The 19,757-nt window shown below is 66.7% G+C and carries 15 protein-coding genes; 8 read left to right on the forward strand and 7 right to left on the reverse strand.

The annotated features are described in order from the left end of the window. Nucleotides 1–370: TnsA-like heteromeric transposase endonuclease subunit (locus OSB52_RS18620; RefSeq protein WP_266063048.1), on the reverse strand; the 370-nt coding region annotated here is incomplete at its 3' end. Between the two features lie 179 nt (nucleotides 371–549). On the opposite strand from OSB52_RS18620, the gene lon reads away from it, so the two are divergent. After that, a complete protein-coding gene (gene lon / locus OSB52_RS18625) occupies nucleotides 550–2,907 on the forward strand; it encodes an endopeptidase La (protein ID WP_266063049.1) in 2,358 nt (785 codons plus the stop codon). Nucleotides 2,908–3,091: 184 nt separating this feature from the next. Here the strand turns inward: lon and OSB52_RS18630 are convergent, their stop codons facing one another. Then, nucleotides 3,092–3,715 carry a TetR/AcrR family transcriptional regulator gene (locus OSB52_RS18630; RefSeq protein WP_266063050.1) on the reverse strand — a complete coding sequence of 208 codons (624 nt, stop codon included), beginning with the start codon at nucleotides 3,713–3,715 and terminating at the stop codon, nucleotides 3,092–3,094. Nucleotides 3,716–4,152: 437 nt separating this feature from the next. On the opposite strand from OSB52_RS18630, the gene dnaK reads away from it, so the two are divergent. The 5 genes from dnaK (at nucleotide 4,153) to OSB52_RS18655 (ending at nucleotide 9,519) form a co-directional block, all read left to right on the forward strand. After that, nucleotides 4,153–6,006: a molecular chaperone DnaK gene (dnaK, locus tag OSB52_RS18635; protein ID WP_266063051.1), complete on the forward strand. Its 1,854-nt coding sequence runs from the start codon at nucleotides 4,153–4,155 to the stop codon at nucleotides 6,004–6,006. Then, complete coding sequence (gene grpE, locus OSB52_RS18640) at nucleotides 6,003–6,635, forward strand: nucleotide exchange factor GrpE (RefSeq protein WP_266063052.1); 633 nt, start codon at nucleotides 6,003–6,005, stop codon at nucleotides 6,633–6,635. Before dnaK ends, grpE begins: the two co-directional genes overlap by 4 nt. Before the next feature lie 104 nt (nucleotides 6,636–6,739). Then, nucleotides 6,740–7,942, forward strand: coding sequence for a molecular chaperone DnaJ (gene dnaJ, locus OSB52_RS18645; protein ID WP_235721951.1), 1,203 nt, complete (start codon nucleotides 6,740–6,742; stop codon nucleotides 7,940–7,942). Beyond that, the gene (locus OSB52_RS18650) at nucleotides 7,939–8,355 is read left to right on the forward strand and encodes a heat shock protein transcriptional repressor HspR (protein WP_277615260.1); all 417 of its coding nucleotides are present in this window, start codon (nucleotides 7,939–7,941) and stop codon (nucleotides 8,353–8,355) included. The genes dnaJ and OSB52_RS18650 overlap by 4 nt, the downstream gene beginning before the upstream one ends. 66 nt (nucleotides 8,356–8,421) lie before the next feature. Further along, nucleotides 8,422–9,519, forward strand: coding sequence for a hypothetical protein (locus OSB52_RS18655; RefSeq protein WP_266063053.1), 1,098 nt, complete (start codon nucleotides 8,422–8,424; stop codon nucleotides 9,517–9,519). A gap of 14 nt (nucleotides 9,520–9,533) precedes the next feature. On the opposite strand, the gene OSB52_RS18660 is transcribed toward OSB52_RS18655, so the two are convergent. Then, nucleotides 9,534–10,685, reverse strand: a complete 1,152-nt coding sequence (locus OSB52_RS18660) for an FAD-binding oxidoreductase (RefSeq protein WP_266063054.1) — start codon at nucleotides 10,683–10,685, stop codon at nucleotides 9,534–9,536. Between the two features lie 139 nt (nucleotides 10,686–10,824). Between OSB52_RS18660 and OSB52_RS18665 the strand changes: the two genes are divergently transcribed. After that, nucleotides 10,825–11,961 (forward strand): amidohydrolase family protein, encoded by a 1,137-nt coding sequence (locus OSB52_RS18665; protein ID WP_266063055.1) that lies wholly within the window; start codon nucleotides 10,825–10,827, stop codon nucleotides 11,959–11,961. Between the two features lie 177 nt (nucleotides 11,962–12,138). Here OSB52_RS18665 and OSB52_RS18670 read toward each other — a convergent pair whose 3' ends face one another. From OSB52_RS18670 to OSB52_RS18685, 4 genes are all read right to left on the reverse strand, one after another. Beyond that, nucleotides 12,139–13,386 (reverse strand): HNH endonuclease, encoded by a 1,248-nt coding sequence (locus tag OSB52_RS18670; RefSeq protein ID WP_266063057.1) that lies wholly within the window; start codon nucleotides 13,384–13,386, stop codon nucleotides 12,139–12,141. Between the two features lie 293 nt (nucleotides 13,387–13,679). After that, complete coding sequence (locus OSB52_RS18675; RefSeq protein ID WP_235722021.1) at nucleotides 13,680–14,612, reverse strand: serine/threonine-protein kinase; 933 nt, start codon at nucleotides 14,610–14,612, stop codon at nucleotides 13,680–13,682. Nucleotides 14,613–14,709: 97 nt separating this feature from the next. After that, on the reverse strand, nucleotides 14,710–16,857 hold the full coding sequence (locus OSB52_RS18680) for a DUF2339 domain-containing protein (RefSeq protein WP_266063058.1): 2,148 nt from the start codon (nucleotides 16,855–16,857) through the stop codon (nucleotides 14,710–14,712). A 143-nt stretch (nucleotides 16,858–17,000) separates the two neighbouring features. Further along, entirely contained in the window at nucleotides 17,001–17,975 is a 975-nt protein-coding gene (locus tag OSB52_RS18685; RefSeq protein WP_266063059.1) for an intradiol ring-cleavage dioxygenase, read from the reverse strand. Between the two features lie 116 nt (nucleotides 17,976–18,091). On the opposite strand from OSB52_RS18685, the gene OSB52_RS18690 reads away from it, so the two are divergent. Beyond that, nucleotides 18,092–19,462, forward strand: coding sequence for an FAD-binding oxidoreductase (locus tag OSB52_RS18690; RefSeq protein WP_266063060.1), 1,371 nt, complete (start codon nucleotides 18,092–18,094; stop codon nucleotides 19,460–19,462). Nucleotides 19,463–19,757: the final 295 nt, after the last annotated feature.

A 19,757-nucleotide genomic window follows, 5' to 3' on the forward strand; every position in this document is an offset into this window, starting at 1 on the left:
ACTTGACGTCCACGACCAAATATGACCCATCAGCCCGCGTCAGTAGGAGATCGGGACAGTGGCGTCGGCCGGTACCTCTGTCGTCGCCGGTGATCCAGAAAGGTTGCGCCGTGATCCAAACGACTTCGGGATCGAAGTCGGCAAGCAAGATGCGGTCGCGTTCGAGAAGGCTTTCGTAAACCACGTGGTCGGCTGTTGTACGGGTCCAAAAAAGACCTGGATAGTGGCGTTGGCCGGCGTGGGACGGTGGCAGGCGCACTGGCTGGGCTCGGGCCATCGAGCTGATCGAGTGATCCCTGACCTGACTGATGGTCTCGTCACCGGCTTCGGTAACGAAGCGAATCTCGGTCGCACCGATCTGATCAGGCATTTTGCTATCGTGCCGCATGACAGCCCGATGAGAACGATGACACGCCTATGACAAGCCGATGAGAAAATGACACGTTCGGTGAGAAGCTACAGAACTGTCCGCTCCTGGCGAAATATCACCGGGAACAAACATCCAGCCAGCGAGGTTGAGCCCATCAGACTGAACTTTTTGGAGGTTTGATGTCGCACACATATTCCGTGCCCGTCCTGTTCGTTCCCGATCTGGTCGTCCTCCCCGGCATGGTGGTGCCGGTCCCACTCGACGACGCCGCTCAGGCCACCGTGGACGCCGCACGTGCCAGCGAGTCCGGCAAGCTGCTGGTCGCGCCGCGCCTCGATGACCGCTATCCCACCTACGGTGTGGTGGCCTCGATCGTGCAGGTGGGCCGCATCCCTGGCGGGCAGACCGCTGCGGTGATCAAGGGTGAGAAGCGGGCCCACATCGGTACCGGTACCACCGGTAACGGCAACGCTCTCTGGGTGGAGGTCACCGAGGTCGATGACCCCACGGTCACCGACGAGGTGACGAACCTGGCCGCCGAGTACAAGAAACTCGTCCTGGCCATGCTGCAACGTCGCGAGGCGTGGCAGATCATCGACGCGGTCAACAAGATGACCGACCCGTCGGATCTCGCCGACACCTCGGGCTACAGCTCGTGGCTCTCCGACGAGCAGAAGCGTGAACTGCTCGAGACCCCGGACATTGCCGAACGGCTCACCCGGCTGATCGAGTGGACCGGCGAACACATCGCCGAGACCGAGGTCAGCGACAAGATCGCCGACGACGTGCGCAGTGGCATGGAGAAGCAGCAGAAGGAGTTCCTGCTGCGCCAGCAGCTGGGCGCCATCCGCAAGGAACTCGGCGAGGACGAACCCGACGGCGCCGACGACTACCGCGGTCGCGTGGAGGCCGCCGACCTACCCGACAAGGTGCGCGAGGCCGCACTGCGCGAGGTCGGCAAACTCGAACGCGCCAGCGATCAGTCGCCGGAGACCAGTTGGATCCGCACCTGGCTGGACACCGTGCTGGAACTGCCGTGGAACGTCACAACCGACGACTCCACCGACATCAAGGGTGCTCGCGAGATCCTCGACACCGACCATCACGGTCTCGACGACGTCAAGGACCGCATCGTCGAATACCTGGCGGTACGCGCACGTCGCGCCGAGCGCGGCCTGCAGGTCGTCGGCGGCCGCGGCTCCGGTGCCGTCATGGTGCTGGCCGGCCCTCCCGGTGTCGGCAAGACGTCGCTGGGCGAGTCCGTTGCCCGGGCGCTGGGCCGCAAGTTCGTGCGCGTCGCTCTCGGTGGTGTGCGTGACGAGGCCGAGATCCGCGGTCACCGCCGCACCTATGTCGGGGCTCTGCCCGGTCGGATCGTGCGGGCCATCGGTGAGGCAGGATCGATGAATCCTGTTGTGCTGCTGGACGAGATCGACAAGGTCGGCTCCGACTACCGGGGCGATCCGGCGGCGGCGCTGCTCGAGGTGCTCGACCCCGCCCAGAACCACACCTTCCGCGATCACTACCTGGACCTCGATCTCGACCTGTCTGACGTGCTGTTCCTCGCCACCGCCAACGTGGTGGAGAACATCCCGTCGGCGCTGCTGGACCGGATGGAACTGGTGTCTCTGGACGGCTACACCGAGGACGACAAGGTGGCCATCGCCCGCGACTACCTGCTGCCGCGGCAGGCCGAACGGGCCGCACTGATCGCCGACGAGGTCGACGTCAGCGACGACGCGCTGCGGGAGATCGCAGCGAACTACACCCGGGAACCGGGTGTGCGACAGTTCGAACGGCTACTCGCCAAGCTGCTGCGCAAGGCCGCGACGAACCTGGAGTCCGGAAAGTCGCAGGCACCCATCACGATCGGTGAAGCCGATCTGAAGGACTACATCGGTCGGGCGCGGTTCACCCCGGAATCGGCCGAGCGCACCGCGGTGCCGGGCGTGGCCACCGGGCTGGCCGTGACCGGGATGGGCGGCGACGTGTTGTTCATCGAGGTGAACAGCGTCGACGGCGAACCCGGACTCAAGCTGACCGGCCAACTCGGTGACGTGATGAAGGAATCGGCGCAGATCGCGCTGTCCTACGTTCGGGCCCACGCCGAAAAGCTGGGTATCGACCCGGAGATGCTGAACAAGACCATCCATGTGCACGTGCCCGCCGGGGCGGTGCCCAAGGACGGTCCGAGCGCCGGCGTCACCATGGTGACCGCGTTGGTGTCGATGGCGACCGGCCGTAAAGTGCGCGCCGAGGTGGGCATGACCGGCGAGGTCACCCTCAACGGGCGGGTCCTGCCGATCGGTGGGGTCAAGCAGAAACTGCTTGCCGCGCAACGTAACGGCCTGACGACGGTGTTCATCCCGCAGCGCAACGAACCCGACCTCGACGACGTTCCGGCCGAGGTGCTCGACGCGCTCGACGTGCGTCCGATGACCGATGTCGCCGACATCCTCGCGCAGGCGTTGGAACCGGCGGCCGAGTACGCGACGTCGGGACACGGCGCGTCGGATCACGCGGTGTCCGCCGCCTGATCGGCACAACTGACACCACAGCGGGCCACGACGACGATAATCGTTGTCGCGGCCCGCTCTGGTGTCAGCCGTGACGTGGATTCCCGGGCGATGCGTTGCGCCCCGAAGCGCTCTGAACGGCCGGGGCCGGCGACAACGTCAACGCTGCCACCACTCACTCTCGCCGGCGATGAGCACAACGTGGCTATGGCGTGATCGCCGTCCACTGCGATGTCTCGCTGCCGATCGTGCAGATATGTGACATCGCCATCTTGACCATCGGCCGGGTCACCGTGTCGAGTTTGCCGAGCACGAGTTGCTGGACGAGCCCGTCCATCAGCGCGACGACGAGATTGGCCGCTTCTTCCGGGTGTTCGGGCCGAAACGGTGCACCCACCGCGACCGACAGGTGGACGAGTTCCTGGCGGTGCGCCTCGATCATCTCCGCCAGGTCGGGATGGAACTGTGCCTCGATCAACAAAGCATGTCGCGCGGTCACGGTCTTGCGGCCCTGGGTGCGTGACAGTTCGACGAACTGCGTGCCGCACTCGACGACGTCGTCGGGCGTGTGCGGGCCCGGGGTCAGCAGGGGGCCGAAGGATTCCAAGGCGATGACCTGAAGCTGCGCGTGCACCGTCTCCAGGGCGAGCGCGAGCAGTCGGCTGCGGGTGGGGGCGTAGTAGTTGATCGAGCCGGGTGGGTAGCCGGCGGTCTCGTCGACCGTGCGATGGGTCAGGGCGTGCAGGCCCTGGGTCGCGATGATCTCGACAGCGGTCTCGCCGAACTTGGTCCGGCGTTCGCCACCGCGGCGTTGCCTCGACTCCACCATGGGAACGTTCCTCCTTCGCCGAATCTGCCGTGGATCGTGGGCCAGCGCAGCGCCCGGTGCTTGGTTCCTTTGTCTACTTTAGGGTGACCCGTCGTTACATCCAGCGAATGCGACGTCGGTCACGCCGTGTCCGTGGCTGATGGCGTCAGTGTGGGCGGCGGCGCCCGCGCGGCGCCTGTGTCGATGATCTTTGCGGCACCGGGAACATTCCAGCGCCTACTGCCGTTGCAGACTACGAGAAACTTGAGTCAATATCGCTCAACTCAGTTGACTCCGGCTGATTCTTTCAGTAAGACATGAGTCGGATGCGCTGAAGTTCGGGTCCGACGAGGGTTTCGACAGCATCATCCGAGGTCCGTTCGCAGGCATTAGTTCGCGGACACCCCTCGGACCCGACACGAACTTGGGTGCACACCCATGAACTAGGAGGAACACACATGTCTCGTGCAGTTGGAATCGACCTCGGTACCACCAACTCGGTGGTGTCCGTGCTCGAGGGCGGCGAGGCCGCCGTCATCGCCAACGCCGAAGGCTCCCGCACGACCCCGTCGGTCGTCGCGTTCGCGCGCAACGGCGAGGTACTGGTCGGGCAGCCGGCGAAGAACCAGGCGGTCACCAACGTCGACCGCACCATCCGCTCGGTCAAGCGCCACATGGGCGAGGGCGACTGGTCCGTAGAGATCGACGACAAGAAGTACACCCCGCAGGAGATCAGCGCGCGCACGCTGCAGAAGCTCAAGCGCGACGCCGAGTCCTACCTCGGTGAGGACGTGACCGACGCGGTCATCACCGTGCCGGCCTACTTCAACGACGCCCAGCGTCAGGCCACCAAGGAAGCCGGCCAGATCGCCGGCCTCAACGTGCTGCGCATCGTCAACGAGCCCACCGCCGCGGCACTCGCCTACGGCCTGGACAAGGGCGAGAGCGAACAGACCATCCTGGTCTTCGACCTCGGTGGCGGTACTTTCGACGTCTCGCTGCTCGAGATCGGCGACGGTGTCGTGGAGGTCCGCGCGACCTCCGGCGACAACCACCTCGGTGGTGACGACTGGGATCAGCGCATCGTCGACTGGCTCGTGGAGAAGTTCAAGAGCCAGAACGGCATCGACCTGACCAAGGACAAGATGGCCATGCAGCGTCTGCGTGAGGCTGCCGAGAAGGCCAAGATCGAACTGTCTGCCTCGCAGAGCACCTCGATCAACCTGCCCTACATCACGGTCGACGCCGAGAAGAACCCGCTGTTCCTCGACGAGCAGCTCTCGCGCAGCGAGTTCCAGAAGATCACCTCCGATCTGCTCGAGCGCACCCGCTCGCCTTTCCAGGCGGTCATCAAGGACGCCGGCATCGCCGTCGGCGACATCGACCACGTGGTGCTGGTCGGCGGTTCGACCCGTATGCCTGCCGTCACCGAGCTGGTGAAGGAACTGACCGGTGGCCAGGAGCCCAACAAGGGCGTCAACCCGGACGAGGTCGTCGCCGTGGGCGCGGCACTGCAGGCCGGCGTGCTGCGCGGCGAGGTCAAGGATGTGCTGCTGCTCGACGTCACCCCGCTGAGCCTCGGTATCGAGACCAAGGGCGGCGTGATGCACAAGCTGATCGAGCGCAACACCACCATCCCGACCAAGCGGTCGGAGACCTACACCACCGCCGAGGACAACCAGCCGTCGGTGCAGATCCAGGTCTATCAGGGTGAGCGCGAGATCGCCTCGCACAACAAGCTGCTCGGATCGTTCGAGCTCGGTGGCATCGCGCCTGCGCCGCAGGGTGTCCCGCAGATCGAGGTGACCTTCGACATCGACGCAAACGGCATCGTGCACGTCACCGCGAAGGACAAGGGCACCGGCAAGGAGAACTCCATCCGCATCCAGGAGGGCTCGGGCCTGAGCAAGGACGAGATCGACCGGATGATCAAGGACGCCGAGGCACACGCCGACGAGGACCGTCAGCGTCGTGAAGAGGCAGAGACCCGCAACCAGGCCGAGTCGCTGGTGCACCAGACCGAGAAGTTCCTCAAAGACAACGAGGACAAGGTTCCCGGCGAGGTGAAGGACAAGGTCAACGCGGCCATCTCCGAAGCGCAGGAGGCGTTGAAGGGCACCGACATCGCGGCCATCAAGTCCGCGGTGGAGAAGCTCTCGACCGAGTCCCAGGAGATGGGTCAGGCGATCTACGCCGCGTCGGCCGCCGAGTCGCCCAACGGTGAGGCGCCGCAGGGTGACAACGCCGGTGGCGACGATGTCGTGGACGCCGAGGTCGTCGACGAACCGTCCTCCTCCGGAGACAACAAGTGACCGCAGGTGAGCCGGAAGGCGTCCAGGAGCAGGAACCGGTCACGGTGACCGATCGTCGTCGCATCGACCCGGAGACGGGCGAGGTGCGCGAGGAGCCGGCCGCCGGGCCCGGCCCTGCGGAGGCCGAACCCGTCGCCGATCCGCGGGCCGACGGCGAGCCGGAGGTGAGTGATCTCGCCGACGAGCGCGTCGCCGAGCTGACGGCAGATCTGCAACGGGAGCGTGCCCAGTTCGCCAACTTCCGGCGGCGTGCCGCAGAAGAGAAGCAGGGCTCGGTCCTCTACGGCAAGCAGCTGCTCATCGACAAACTGCTGCCGGTGCTCGACGATCTCGATCGTGCCCGCCAGCACGGTGACCTCGACGAGGGGCCGCTACGCAGCGTGGCCGACAAACTCGTCGCCGAGCTGTCGGCCGAGGGCCTCACCACGTTCGGTGCGCCGGGCGATGTGTTCGACCCGGAACTGCACGAGGCCGTCCAGCACGACGGTGATGGGGCCGAACCCGTCATCGGCGCCGTCTATCGCACCGGCTACCGGCTCGGCGAGAAGGTGATCCGTCACGCGATGGTCACGGTCACCGATCCGTCGGACGTAGGAAGCGATGCGGCCGAACAGACTGGTGCACAATAAGCGCACCGACGACGGGCCACGAAGGGTTGTGCACGGCAATCCTTCGTGGCCCGCTCCACACAACTTCATCCAGACAACTGAGATATCGAAGGAGGTGACGTCTGGTGGCTCCACAACGGGAGTGGTTGGAACACGACTTCTACAAGGACCTGGGCGTTGCTTCTGACGCTTCGGCTGAAGAGATCAAGAAGGCCTACCGGAAGCTCGCCCGCGAACTCCATCCGGACGCGAACCCGGGCGACACCGCGGCCGAAGAACGCTTCAAGCGGGTGTCCGAAGCACACAGCGTGCTGGCCGATCCAGAGAAGCGCAAAGAATACGACGAGACCCGCGCGATGTTCGCCGGTGGGCGATTCCGTGGCGGGGGCAATGGCTTTCCCGGCGGTTTCTCGGGAGGCGGTGGAACGCACTACACGACGACGCCGGGGGCCGACTTCAACATCGGTGACCTGTTCGGCGGTGGTGGTGGCGCCGGCGGCGAGTCGGCGGGCGGTTTCGGCGACCTATTCGACGGGCTGTTCAATCGCGGTCCGCGAACCTCCACGGCGACGCGGCCCAAGCGAGGCAACGACCTCGAGACCGAGACGACCCTGACGTTCAAGGATGCCGCGACCGGCACGACCGTACCGCTTCGGGTGACCAGCCCGGCGCCGTGCACCACCTGCCACGGCAGTGGTGCCAAACCGGGTACCAGTCCGCGCGTCTGCCCGAACTGCAACGGGTCCGGATTCGTCAGCCGCAACCAGGGCGCGTTCGGGTTCAGCGAACCGTGCCAGGACTGCCAGGGCACCGGGTCACGGATCGACGATCCGTGCACCGACTGCGAGGGCAGCGGCGTGAAGGTACGCGCACGCACCATCAATGTGCGTATCCCGGCCGGTGTCGAGGACGGCCAACGCATCCGGCTGGCCGGCCAAGGCGAGGCCGGTCGCCGTGGTGCTCCCTCGGGTGACCTCTACGTGGTGGTCCATGTGACCGCAGACAAGGTGTTCACCCGCAGCGGTAACGACCTGAAGGTGCAGTTGCCGGTCAGCATCTCCGAACTGGTCCTCGGCGCCACCGTGTCGGTGCCCACACTCGACGGCAGTGTGGGAGTGAAGATCCCCGCCAACACCACCGACGGGCGCACCCTGCGCGTGCGCGGACGAGGTGTGCCGAAACGTTCGGGTGGGGCGGGTGACCTGCTGGTGACGGTGAAGGTTGCCGTGCCGCCGAAGCTCGACGACGACGCAGTCGAGGCCATGCGTCGTTACGCCGCCGCGGAGAAGGCCGCCGGTTTCGATCCACGCGCCGGTTGGGGGCGATGATGGTGGCCGGTAACCACGACCGCAACAAGTTCGACGGAGAAGCCGCCGCGACCTTCATGATCTCGGTCGCGGCGGAACTGGCCGGCATGCACGCCCAGACGCTGCGGACCTACGACCGGCTCGGGCTGGTCACGCCGCAGCGCACCACCGGCGGTGGTCGGCGGTACTCCGCACGCGACGTCGAGGTGCTGCGCGAGATCCAGCGCCTGTCGCAGGAGGAGGGCGTCAACCTCGCCGGCATCAAACGCATCATCGATTTGGAGAACCAGGTCGACGCCCTGCAGCAGCGCATCCGCGAGCTGCAATCCGAAGTCGACAGCGGGTCGGCTCGTAGGGGCGGGGAGCTGGTTCCGGTGCCGCGCACCAGCGCACTGGTGGTGTGGCAGCCGCGTCGCAAGCGCAAGACCGACTGATCGGTACCTCGGCCCACCCGTTACCCTGACTCGGGACAAAAGCGTCGTTGTAGACAGGACGAGGACATGGCCGAGACCAGAAGCGCCCAGTACGGGGGCGGTTCGAGCTCGGACGGATCGGTCCTCGGGATCTCCGTGGTCGAGGATCGAGTCGCCTCCGTGGTGCGAGGTGCCGACGGCGACATCATCGCCAGCAACCTGGTCGACCTTCCGGATCCGTCGGCGCAGAGCGCCGAGAACGCCATCCACGAACTCGTCGACTCGGTGCCGTATGAGATCAATCGCATCGGTGTCGCCTGCGCCCGACCCGCCACCCAGAGCTACCTGCAGGCCAATCTGGCGCCGGGTACGTCGCGGCCGGCCTGGTACGACAAGGTGGCCGTCACCGACATGCCGGCGGCGTTGGCCGAGGTGGCCCGGACTGCCGCATCCGGTACCGGGATCGTCGCTGCGATTGATCTGGATCGTGACGCCGTCCCGTCGCCGGGTTCGTCGGTCGTCAACCTCGATTCGGCAACCGGCGAGGTCCTGGGAACGGCCGAGTTCGCCTACGGGTCGCCCGGCCCGGTCACCGATCCCGCCCATGCGGGCGCTGTCGCCGACGCGGTGATGGCGGCACCTGGAGGGTCTGCCGTCACGTCGGTGGTACTCACCGGCCCCGGCGCCGAGGTGGCCGGAACGTCGGCGGCTCTCGAGTATGCGCTGGCGCGACCGGTCACTGTCGTTGATCAACCGGCGCTCGCGGCGGCGGTCGGCGCGGCGGTGTTGGCGCTGCGGCCGGGGGCGGTTGTGCGTACCCCGTCGACGCGTCGCTGGTGGCTCATCGGCGCGGCGATGGCGGCGGCACTGGCCCTCGGTGCGATTGCGGCGTCCGCGGTGTTCGCCGGTGTGGACGCCACCGAAGAGGAGCCGACACCAACTACGACGGTCACCGAGACCGCAGAAGCGTCGACGGTGACCCGCACCGCTGCGCCGGTCACCGAGGTCCGCACCCGCGTCGCCACCACAACGGTGACCGAATCGCGCGATGCCGCGAGCACCACGACGGAGACCGAAACCGAGACGGAGACGTCGACGGAGACCGAGACGGTCACCGAGCAGCCGACTGAGACGGTCACCGAGACGACCACCGTGTCCGTCGCCGGTCAGACTCCCGGCCCGTAGGTCCGAGTCTTTCGTCAGACCACGGGGTCGTGCTGGATGAGGCTCGCCCGGGCACCTGCGATGAGCATTCGCCGGCGAGTCGCCTCGATCATCTTCGCCGACCCGGCGATGAGCACCTGATGCTCGTCCCACGGGCCGGCGGCTGCGGCGACATCGGCGAGGGTGCCGATGTGGTGCTCGATGCCCAGCGCTTCGGGGGTGGCCACCGCGGTGATCCACCACGGATCGGTGGTCTCTTCGGAAACCGCGGTGATGCGCAGCCAAGGGTTGGTCGCCGCAATTCGACGCAATACGACGAGGTCGTAGAGTTCGCCCGGATAGCGCATGCCGTAGAAGATGTGGGTAGGCGGAGTATCGGCGCGCTTGGACATTTCGATGAGCAGCGCCCGCAGCGGCGCCAGGCCGGATCCGCCGGCCACCATCACCACCGGGCGGTCCGGTTCGATGTGCAGGGTGCCGTGCCCTTGTGCGAAATGCCAGACGTCGCCGACCCGCGTCTCGCCGACGATGGCGCAGCTCACAGTGCCGCCTTGCACGCCCCGCACGTGAAACTCCAGCTCACCGCGCGGGTTGGGCGGGATCGCCGGCGACAGACTTCGCCACGCTTTCGGGCGCTGCGGAATCTGCACCTCGAGGTACTGGCCGGGGGCGAACCGTAGAGGTGCCTTGGACAGCAGCCGCACCACCGCGAGGTCGCGGGTGATGCGGAACTTCTCCACCACCTCCGCCGACCAGAGCGCCGGGAACGGCGCTGTCTCGGCGGCGCCGCGCATCACGCCGGTCGTCAGCATCATCGCCTGAGTTACCGTCTGGGCGGTTTCGTCATCCCAGTAGTCACCCAGCAGCGATGCGAACTCGGCGATCAGTGCCCGATAAATGACACCGTAGTGCTCGGGGCGGACTCCGAATTTGCGGTGATCACGGCCGAGTTGGGCGAGGAACTCCACGAGCTCGGGGTGGCCATCTGCCTGCGGAATCACGTCGAGGACGTGGTCGATGACCCGGAAGAACGCATCGCGCTGACCGGACATGACCGCCGGGAACAGTTCGCGAAGATCGGGATCGATGGCGAACATGCGCGTGTAGATGTTGGCCGAGAACCGGTCGGGGTCGCGGTTGATCAGCTCGCGGAGCTGGTGGAGGACGTGTCGCGAATGATTGGCCACGGGCCGGTCACCTCCCCTGAGCGTGTCGCATGGTCGGCGGGATCGATGCCCGCCCCAGAGAGCCTAGCGGTCCATCGACGGCGACTTGCGATCGATCAATCGATGTCGGGTTCGCGACGACTGTGGCAACCTCGGGTACGTGAGCTCGCTCGATGGTGTTGTCAGGGGAATTGTCGACGCTCATCTGCACCAGTGGAATCCGCGGAGCACGCCGTGGGCGGCGAATCGGCTCTCGCGGCTGTATCGGTTCGTGCCCGCATTCGGCGACCGGGTTTTCCCGATGGTGGTGTCGCAGGCCGACCGGGAGTACGTTCTCACCCCGAGCACCGTCGCGCGCGTGTACGAGCCTATGCAGTACCTGGCCGACACCTCCCCGGTCTTCAAGACCGCCGGTGTGCGGGTGGACACCGTGGTGCATATGGAGTCGCACTGGCGCGGCGACGAGACCGCCGGCCGCGTCGACACTCCCGCGGGGAGGTCGGCCGTCGAGGAGACGCGGTACGTGACGACCCTGCCGTTCGGTGCGGATTCGTTGCCTCAACTGGGTGCGATCGTTGCCCACGCCGACCCGCGGGCCGAGCGTTTCGCCGAACTCATCGACGAACATGCCGCCTTGACCGACCGACTTCGTGGCATTCGGTGGATCACCACCCGCCACCCAGACCCCAAGATCCGCAATGGGGCCGATGCTGATGGCATCTTGTCCTCCCCGTCGTTCTTGAAGGGCTTCGCCGAGGTTGCCGACCGACGCCTGGTGTTCGACGCGTTCGTCTACTCTCATCAGCTCTACGACGTGGTGACTCTGGCGCGGGAGTATCCCGAGGTCACCATCGTCGTCGACCACGTCGGGGCGCCGGTCGGGGTGTTCGGACCCGTCGGCGCGCGAACCGGTGCCACTGCGGGTGCGCGCGCAGACATCATGCGGTTGTGGCGCGAACGAATGGTCACCCTGGCGGCCTACCCGAACGTGATGGTGAAGCTGTCCGGACTCGGGCTGCCGGTTCTGGGCTACGGACGGGAGCGGTGGGGCAATGTCGGCAGCCGGGCGACACTGACCGAGATGGTCGGCCCGCTGGTCGACCATGTGTTCACCCATTTCGGTGCCGACCGCGTGATGTTCGGCTCCAATTTCCCCATCGACAAGCCCAACGTATCGTTCGACATGATCGTCGGCGCACTGGTCGATCTGATCGCGCCGCTCGGCGGCGACTACGCACTGAGTAAAGTATTCCGAGACAATGCTTTACGCGTCTATAAGATCGAGACACCCGGCTGAGCGAATGTCCTGGCCGGCGTGTGGGGTCGCGTACCGCGCACCACGAGGGTTGTTGTGCAACCGATGTGGCCGTCGGGTACGCGACACCACTGTGGTGCCGTTGGTTGACTCTATGGAGTTTTCAAGGGACGGTTGCGGTCCCGACCGGGGTCGGGTGCGTGGTAAGACTGTGGCCGCTCAGGCTGCGGCGGGTAGGTTGTCGAGGTTCATCGTGCGTCGGTTGTAGGCCGGTATCGGCCGACGTGTCGGGTCGACGGTGACGGGTGGGAGGAGCCAGGGATGTCGGTCGTGGCCCATGATCACTTCCCACCCGTTGTGGTGGATGTCGGCATGACAGGATGGGCACAGCAGACAGCCGTTGTCCAACACCGTGATTCCACCATCAGCCCAATGGACGATGTGATGGCCTTGGCAGCGGGAGGCCGCCACGCCGCATTTGATGCAACACTCGTCGCGTTTGTGCAACGCTTTACGGAGATGGGCTGGGAACAGGCGTTTGTCTTTACTCATCTCCATCGGCACCGCCTCACCATCGACGATCGCGACGGTCGCGGTGGTGTCACAGGTCAACGTGCGCAGCATGGCTTCGGTGATCGACCCCAGGAACGGCAACTCGGCCAAATCAGGAGTATCAGCGGGCACCGACACCAGCAGTTGGTGACGCGGCGCGGACGCCACATCACCACTACGGGCAGCGATATCGAGCAACGCTTCGAGGGCGTCGGCGTGGCGGCGCTCCGGGCCGCGGGCATCAGGCGACCCGTCGGGTTCGGGACGCGGTGCCGCCAACTCTTCCATCGCAGCCGAGAATTTTTCGCCGACCTCGGTGTTGAGGTCGGCGCGCACCTGCAGCCGTCCGTCACCATCGACATCGTGGGTGAGCGCATTGAGGTTACGGTCTTCGGAGGCGGGTAGCCCACCGGTGTCGGCGGCCACCTGGTTGCCCAGACGACGGGCACGTTTGCCGATGTCGGCGGGGGTGGCGCCGGAAAAGAATTGGGCGAGAAGTTCGGTCACGATGTTTAGACGCGCCACATCGTCGAGCGGTTCCGCCGATCTTTTCCCGACATGATCGACCCCTTTACCCACCGCGTCGACATGCTCGGCGGAGATCGCCCCATCGGCGGCGTGCGCGGCCAGGGTCGGCAGTTTCTCGCGGGCGGTCGCGATGCGGATCAGACGGGTCGCCACCGCCGGCGCGAGCCCCATCACGATCAACAACTCGCTGAGTTTGCGGCCGTGGTCGCGGGCCACACCGAGGCGGTCCAGATGGCCGACCACCGTCGCGGCGTGATGGTCGATCAGATTGCGCAATGTGACCAGAGCGGTCATCGCATCGAACGCTGCACGCCCCGACATATCGTCGCCCAAGTGCAGGTCACGAACAGAATCAGTGATGGTGGTGAGATCCCCCGAAGCTCCCATGACTCCACTATGGTCGAACACCAGTTCGATGTCAAGGAAATTCTTGAAAATAGTGCAGAAGATTTTTGTGCGGGTGGGCGTGGTTTCGATACGCGGCGGGCTCGCAAGCTCGCGCGCCGCTACTCAACCAGCGATAGGCGCGGCGGGCTCGCAGGCTCGCACGCCGCTACTCAACCGGCGACGGGGAGTGGCGGAGCATGGGGCGGCGCGCCGCTACTCAACCGGCGACGGGGCCTGTTCGTAAACTCGCTTGTCACCGCTTCACCGGCGAGGGCGCAAGCGTGAACCGCGGCTCAGCCGGCGGGTTGACGCGCCCATGGCCACCACCGTCGGCGAGATGGTGTGGGAACCGGAACATCCTGCAACGCACGGCGAATGATGTCGGTGAACTCGGCACATGTCTCGTAGCGGTCGGCTGGATTCTTCGCCAGGGCTTTCGCGAACACCGAATTCAATGACGATGGCAGCCAGGGTTGCGCCTTGGTCAACCGCGGCACCGGATCATGCAGATGGGCATAGGTGATCGCGAACGCGGTCGCGCGGGGAAACGGGGGTTCGCCGGTGAACAGTTCGAACAGCCCTGCGGCAAAGGCGTATTGGTCCGTGGCGGCGGAGAGTCGTTGGGCGGTCAGCAGTTCCGGTGCCGCATAGGCGATAGAACCTTGGACGCGGCCGTTGCGGGCGAGTGGGCGGGCGTCGTCGAGCAACTGTGCGATACCGAAGTCGGTGAGCACCGCCCGCGGTCGTTCGGACCCCGTTGCGACCATGATGTTGGCGGGTTTCACGTCCCGATGCAGCACCTCTGCCGCGTGCGCGTAGTCGAGTGCAGCTCCGATCTGGGTTGCGATCGCGACGATGGTCTCGACGTCGTCTTCGGTGGGATGTGGTCCGACCAGGTCGTTCGCCGGCCGACCATCGATGTACTCCATCGCCATCCACAGAATCGTTGCGCGCGTCCGGGTCTCGTCCGACACCTCGGTGGGGTCAATCTCACCACGGGCGTACATGTCGACGATGTTCGGGTGGTCGAGCAACGACGCAATGGTGAACTCTCGCTCGAAACGCTCCCGCACGCGTTGCCGGTCGCTGGGCCGGGTGTGTAGCACCTTGAGCGCGACCGATCCGGGCTCGCCGATGTGGCGAGCCCGGTAGACCTCGGCGCTGCTGCCGCTGCCCAGAAAGCTGTCGATGACGTATCCCGCCACCTCGTCGCCCGCCCCGTACACAACGTCAGCGTAGTCGGGCCCGGTCCGATCGGCGCGGCGGCTCGAAGTGGTCACGACCTGCACCGTCGCCTTCCATCGGGCTCGGTGGCGTCGTCGGTCACGTCGACCTATTCTGCCCCGGCGAGCTCGTCGCGGGGCCCGGATGCGGAATTGATGTGTCGGCATCGTCGGACAGACTCCGCGCGAACCACGCACCCATGGCCAGTAGCAGCAGTCCGGTGACGATGAACGCCAGCACGCGGAACATGCCGTCGAGGGTGGCGAGGTCGAACAGGAACAACTTCGCGAGCGCCGCGGCGACCACGGCCAGGCCGCCGGCCAGCAGCGGGGTGCGGGCCGCCGACGGCAACCGGCTGGCGTGGGCGAGCGTTGCGCCGCCGGCGATCATCCATGTGATGGTGGCCATCAGATGGCCGGCGAAGAAGCCCTCCTCGGCACCCGCGACCAGCACCCCGGCGGTGACGGTGAATTCGGTGACTGCATACAACGCCACCACTGCCAGCGTCAGTCCCCACAACTGTTCGGCCGACCGGTCGCTCCGTTGCCGGGTTCGGCTAGCCTTGATCCACATGCCGGCGAGTATCCAGACTGCACCGACCAAGAGCACACACTGAACCAGCGTCGTTGCCGCGATCGCCGGATCGATGACGCGGGCGACGGCGAGGTCGGCGGGCGGGGCCGTCGAGAGGGTGCCGATGCCGCCGATCGTCACGAAAGTGGTGGCGATGCCGCGCATGATGCGCGCCATCGACGTGCTGTGCCGCGCGGTCATCGCGACGACCGTGCCGAACCCGAGGATCGCCGCGACGTCGATGCCGCCGTTGAACGCGGTGGCGACCGCGACCAGCGTCTGCAGCGCCACCGTCATCGCCCAGATCTCGCGGACCGTCGTGGTGACACCCGGAATTCGCGGGCCACTGACCACCAGCAGGAGTAGCGCTGCGGCACCGGTGGCGATCAGCGAGGCCGCGGACAGGTCGTCGACCAGGGCGCCAGACAACAGGACCGGCGCGGACGTGGCTGCGGTGATGGCCGCGAGCAGCGCCGGCTGCGACGAACTCGGGAGCGCGACGAGGGCGCTGCCCAGACCGATCACCACGGTGAGCCCAGCAGCCAGGGCGTAGGTCCACATCGTCGTGTCGGGTCCGACCCCCACGCCTGCGAGGACGGCGATCAACACCAACGGCAACGTCGGCGCCGCCATCCGGACGAGGTACAGCCAGGTCCAGTCGCGACCGAGTTGGACCCAACCGGACGCTGCTGCCAGCACGAGCATGAACGCCACGAGCACGATGTCGACGCCCTGGGTGAGAGCCGGGGCCAACACGGCCACCGGGACAACCACCAGTACTCCGAGGGCTTGGCTGTTCCACATGCGGCTGAGCGCCAGCCCGGCTCCGGCGATCACAGCTGCCGCGCTCAGCGCGGCCGGCACGCTCAGCCACTCATAGAACCGGGTTGCCGCCAGCACATCCAGATAGCCGGCCGCCACACCGGTCGCGGCGAGCGCTACGGCGCCGGTGTGTCCGGCGGGCCGACGATGCCACCACGTCGACGCCACCACCAGCGCTATCGCGAAGACGGCGCCGCCGGCCACCCGAACTTCCGGCCGCAGGATGCCGGCCTGGGCGGCCAGCACCAACAGCAGCACGATGCCGATGAGGGTGACACCCACGCCGGCGGCCGCCAGCACACTCGCCACCGTGCCCTTGCGGAAGGCCGTCGCGATGCGGTCGCTCAGTGCCGGACGGGTCGACCGCTGTGGGCTCGGCGGCCATGGTGGTGGTGCAGCCGGAGGCGGCGGCGAGTAGCCGGCGGGCAGGTGGGTGGGGTTCGGCGGCATCACCCGGGTGGCCATCGCCGGGTTGTGCCTGGGGTTGGGTGCCGCTGGGTTGGGTGCGGCCTGGTTGTGTGCAGCTGGGTTGGGCATGGCCTGGCCGGGTATCGGCGGCGCCGGCATCCACGTCGCCGGCGCTCCTGGGGGCGTGGACGTCGCGTCCACCATGCCCATCGGCGGTGTCGGCACCATCGGTCCGGTCGTCGGCGGCACCTGCCGACCCGGCGGCGGGGACTGCATCGTCGGCGACGGCTGCGACGCTGTCTGTGTCGTCGGTTCGACGAGGACGGCTCGCAGTTCGGCGAAGTCGTCGGACATGCGGTGCATCTGCCGAGACATGTCTGCGAACTCGCCGGAGATCCTGGTCAGCAAGTGGGCGGTGGTCTGGTTCACCGGGGTCTGGTTCATGGCTCAAGAGTCGTCGGCGACGCTCCGTGGCACATGAGTAGAGCTACTCGGTCCGAGCGGGTAAACCTGCGTTCTGCTGGGCTTTTGGCGGTGCGGCGGTGGCCATCGACGTCATTCGGACGCCCGACGACCCGCCGGCCGGATCACCCCTGTTGCCGTGGCGGGGGCCCGCCCGATCCACCTGGTGGCATACCCGGACCGCCCGGTCCACCCGACGGAGGCGCACCCATACTCTGCTGATTGTCTTCCTTTGCCGCCACGCCGAGGGTGATCGAGATGTCCATGCCGTCGGCGGGGGACCCGGCGACGGTCGCGAGTTCGGCGTCCCATCCGTCGCCGAACACGTTGTCGGAAGCCAGCGTCACATTGGACATGTTGGAGATGCTCCGGGCGTAGCCGCTGTCGTATTCGAACACCTCGGTGCAGGCGTCTTCGGGCAGCGCGATCTGTGAGGTCAGTCGGGCGTCGGAGCCGGCGACGGCCTGCTCCAGGGAGTCGAAGACCTCGAAGTGGATGTGCGGCCACCGGCCCGCGTAGCAGGCCGGGAAGATCGTGGTGAACCGAACGACGCCATCGGGGTCGGCGACCTGCACGCCGCGCAGGTAGTTCTCGTCGGCAGCGGCGTCGCTGTAGAGGGAGTAGTTGCCTTCGCGGTCACAGTGCCACACGTAGACGGCCATACCCTCGCCCGGCGAACAGTCGTCGACCAAGTCCTGCAGGGTGATGGTCAGCGTGGCCGGCACACCCTCGGCGGTACCCGACGAATCGCCGAAACTCGACCGGATGTCGCTGCGCACGATTCCCGACGCGATCAGCACGTTCGGTCCGTTACTGCCGTCGCCGGGGTAGGGGCCGGCTGTCTCCCCTGGTGCGGCCGCCACGCAGCCGTCGGCGGTACCCGTGGCGCCGGCCGCATCGGTGGACGACGCCCCCGCTGTGTCGGATGCCGCAGTACCGGACCCTGAGTTGTCGGTGCCGCATGCGGCAGCGGTGGTGGCGACCGCGCCGGTGGCCAACAGCATCAGCGCTCGGCGACGACTCAGCGAACGCAGGTCGTAGCGGAGACCTCGGTCGTGTTCGTGTGTGTCGTGTTCGTGTGTCTCATCGTGGCGCTGCATGGACACAACGTACAAACCGGACCTGCCCGTCGTCGGGAGTTCAGCTGTGCGGTTGCTGGGCGGTCTCGGTATGAGAGAACACCGGCGACGGGCCGACGGCGTCCTACAGTGAGGTCATGACCGATGTCGTGAGTCCCGAGTCGCTGGCCGCCGACCTCCCGCAGGGCATGGTGGTCACCGACCCCGACATTCTGGGGGCCTATCGGCAGGATCGGGCGCAGGATCCCGCCGCCGGCACTCCGCTGGCCTTGGTCCGTCCGACGACGACCGCCGAAGTACAGGCCACGGTGCGATGGTGCGCCCACCACCGCATTCCCTTGGTCACCCGGGGAGCCGGTACCAGCCTGTCCGGTGGGTCGACAGCGGTCGACGGCGCGATCATGTTGTCCACCGAGAAGATGCGAGATCTCGTCATCGACACCGCCACGCGTACTGCAGTGGTGCAGCCGGGACTGTTCAACGCCGAGGTCAAAGCGGCCGCGGCGGCCCACGGTCTCTGGTATCCACCCGACCCGTCATCGTTCGAGATCTGCTCGATCGGCGGCAACGTCGCCACCAACGCCGGCGGGCTCTGCTGCGTGAAATACGGCGTGACCACCGACTATGTCCTCGGACTCGAGGTGGTGCTGGCCGACGGGCGGGCGGTACGACTGGGCGGGAAACAGCTCAAGGATTCAGCCGGGCTGCCCCTGACCAAACTCTTCGTCGGCAGCGAGGGGTTGCTCGGCATCGTCACCGAGGTGACGCTGCGACTGCTCCCTCCGCAGGCGCCGGCGTGCACGGTGGTCGGCAGTTTCGGGTCGGTGCACCAGGCCAGTGAGGCGGTCCTCGCGATCACCGCGCAGATTCGTCCGGCGATGCTCGAATTCATGGATGCGGTGTCAATCAACGCCGTCGAGGACATGTTGCGAATGGGGCTCGACCGCACGGCGGGGGCGCTATTGGTGGCGCAGTCCGACGCGCCCGGACCCGCCGGCGCGGCCGAGGTGGAGACCATCCAGCGCGCCTTCGAACAGCACGGCGCCAGCGAGGTTTTCGCGACCGATGACGCGCAGGAAGGGGAGGCGTTCACCGCCGCTCGTCGTGCCGCGATCCCGGCGGTCGAGAAGCTGGGATCGCTGTTGCTGGAGGATGTCGGGGTACCGCTGCCACAACTGCCCGCGCTCATCGACGGGGTCGCGGGAATCGCGGCGGCACGCGACGTGATGATCTCGGTGATCGCACACGCCGGTGACGGCAACACACATCCGCTCATTGTGTTCGACCCAACCGACTCCGACGAGGCCGCCCGCGCGCAGGCAGCCTTCGGAGAGATCATGGATCTCGCGATCTCGTTGGGCGGCACCATCACCGGCGAACACGGAGTGGGTCGGCTGAAGAAGGCGTGGTTGCCGAATCAGGTCGGCGACGACGTGATGGAACTGACCGCCACCATCAAAAAAGCTCTCGACCCGCACGGTCTGCTCAACCCCGGTGTGCTGCTGTAGGTTTGGCGGCTCTTCCCAGATGAGGGTGTAGGTCGGCCGGGCGCGTCGGTCCGCAGGTGGACGTCGAGGTCTCCCGACGATGGAGGTTCCTACGCCATCCATCCGAAAGACCTCGACGTGACCGACGCTACCCCGCCGGCCGGCTTCGGCCGCCCTGACCTGACCGCCTTCGCGTCTCATCCCAATCGACCCTGATCGAGTCTGCTGACCCCCTCGACGAGAACGCAGCGACATCACAGCCACCCAACCTCGACCGTCCGGGAAGCCGGGACACGTCACATGGCTTGTGCTGCGG

The organism is Gordonia aquimaris, assembly GCF_026262595.1.
GTDB lineage: Bacteria > Actinomycetota > Actinomycetes > Mycobacteriales > Mycobacteriaceae > Gordonia > Gordonia tangerina.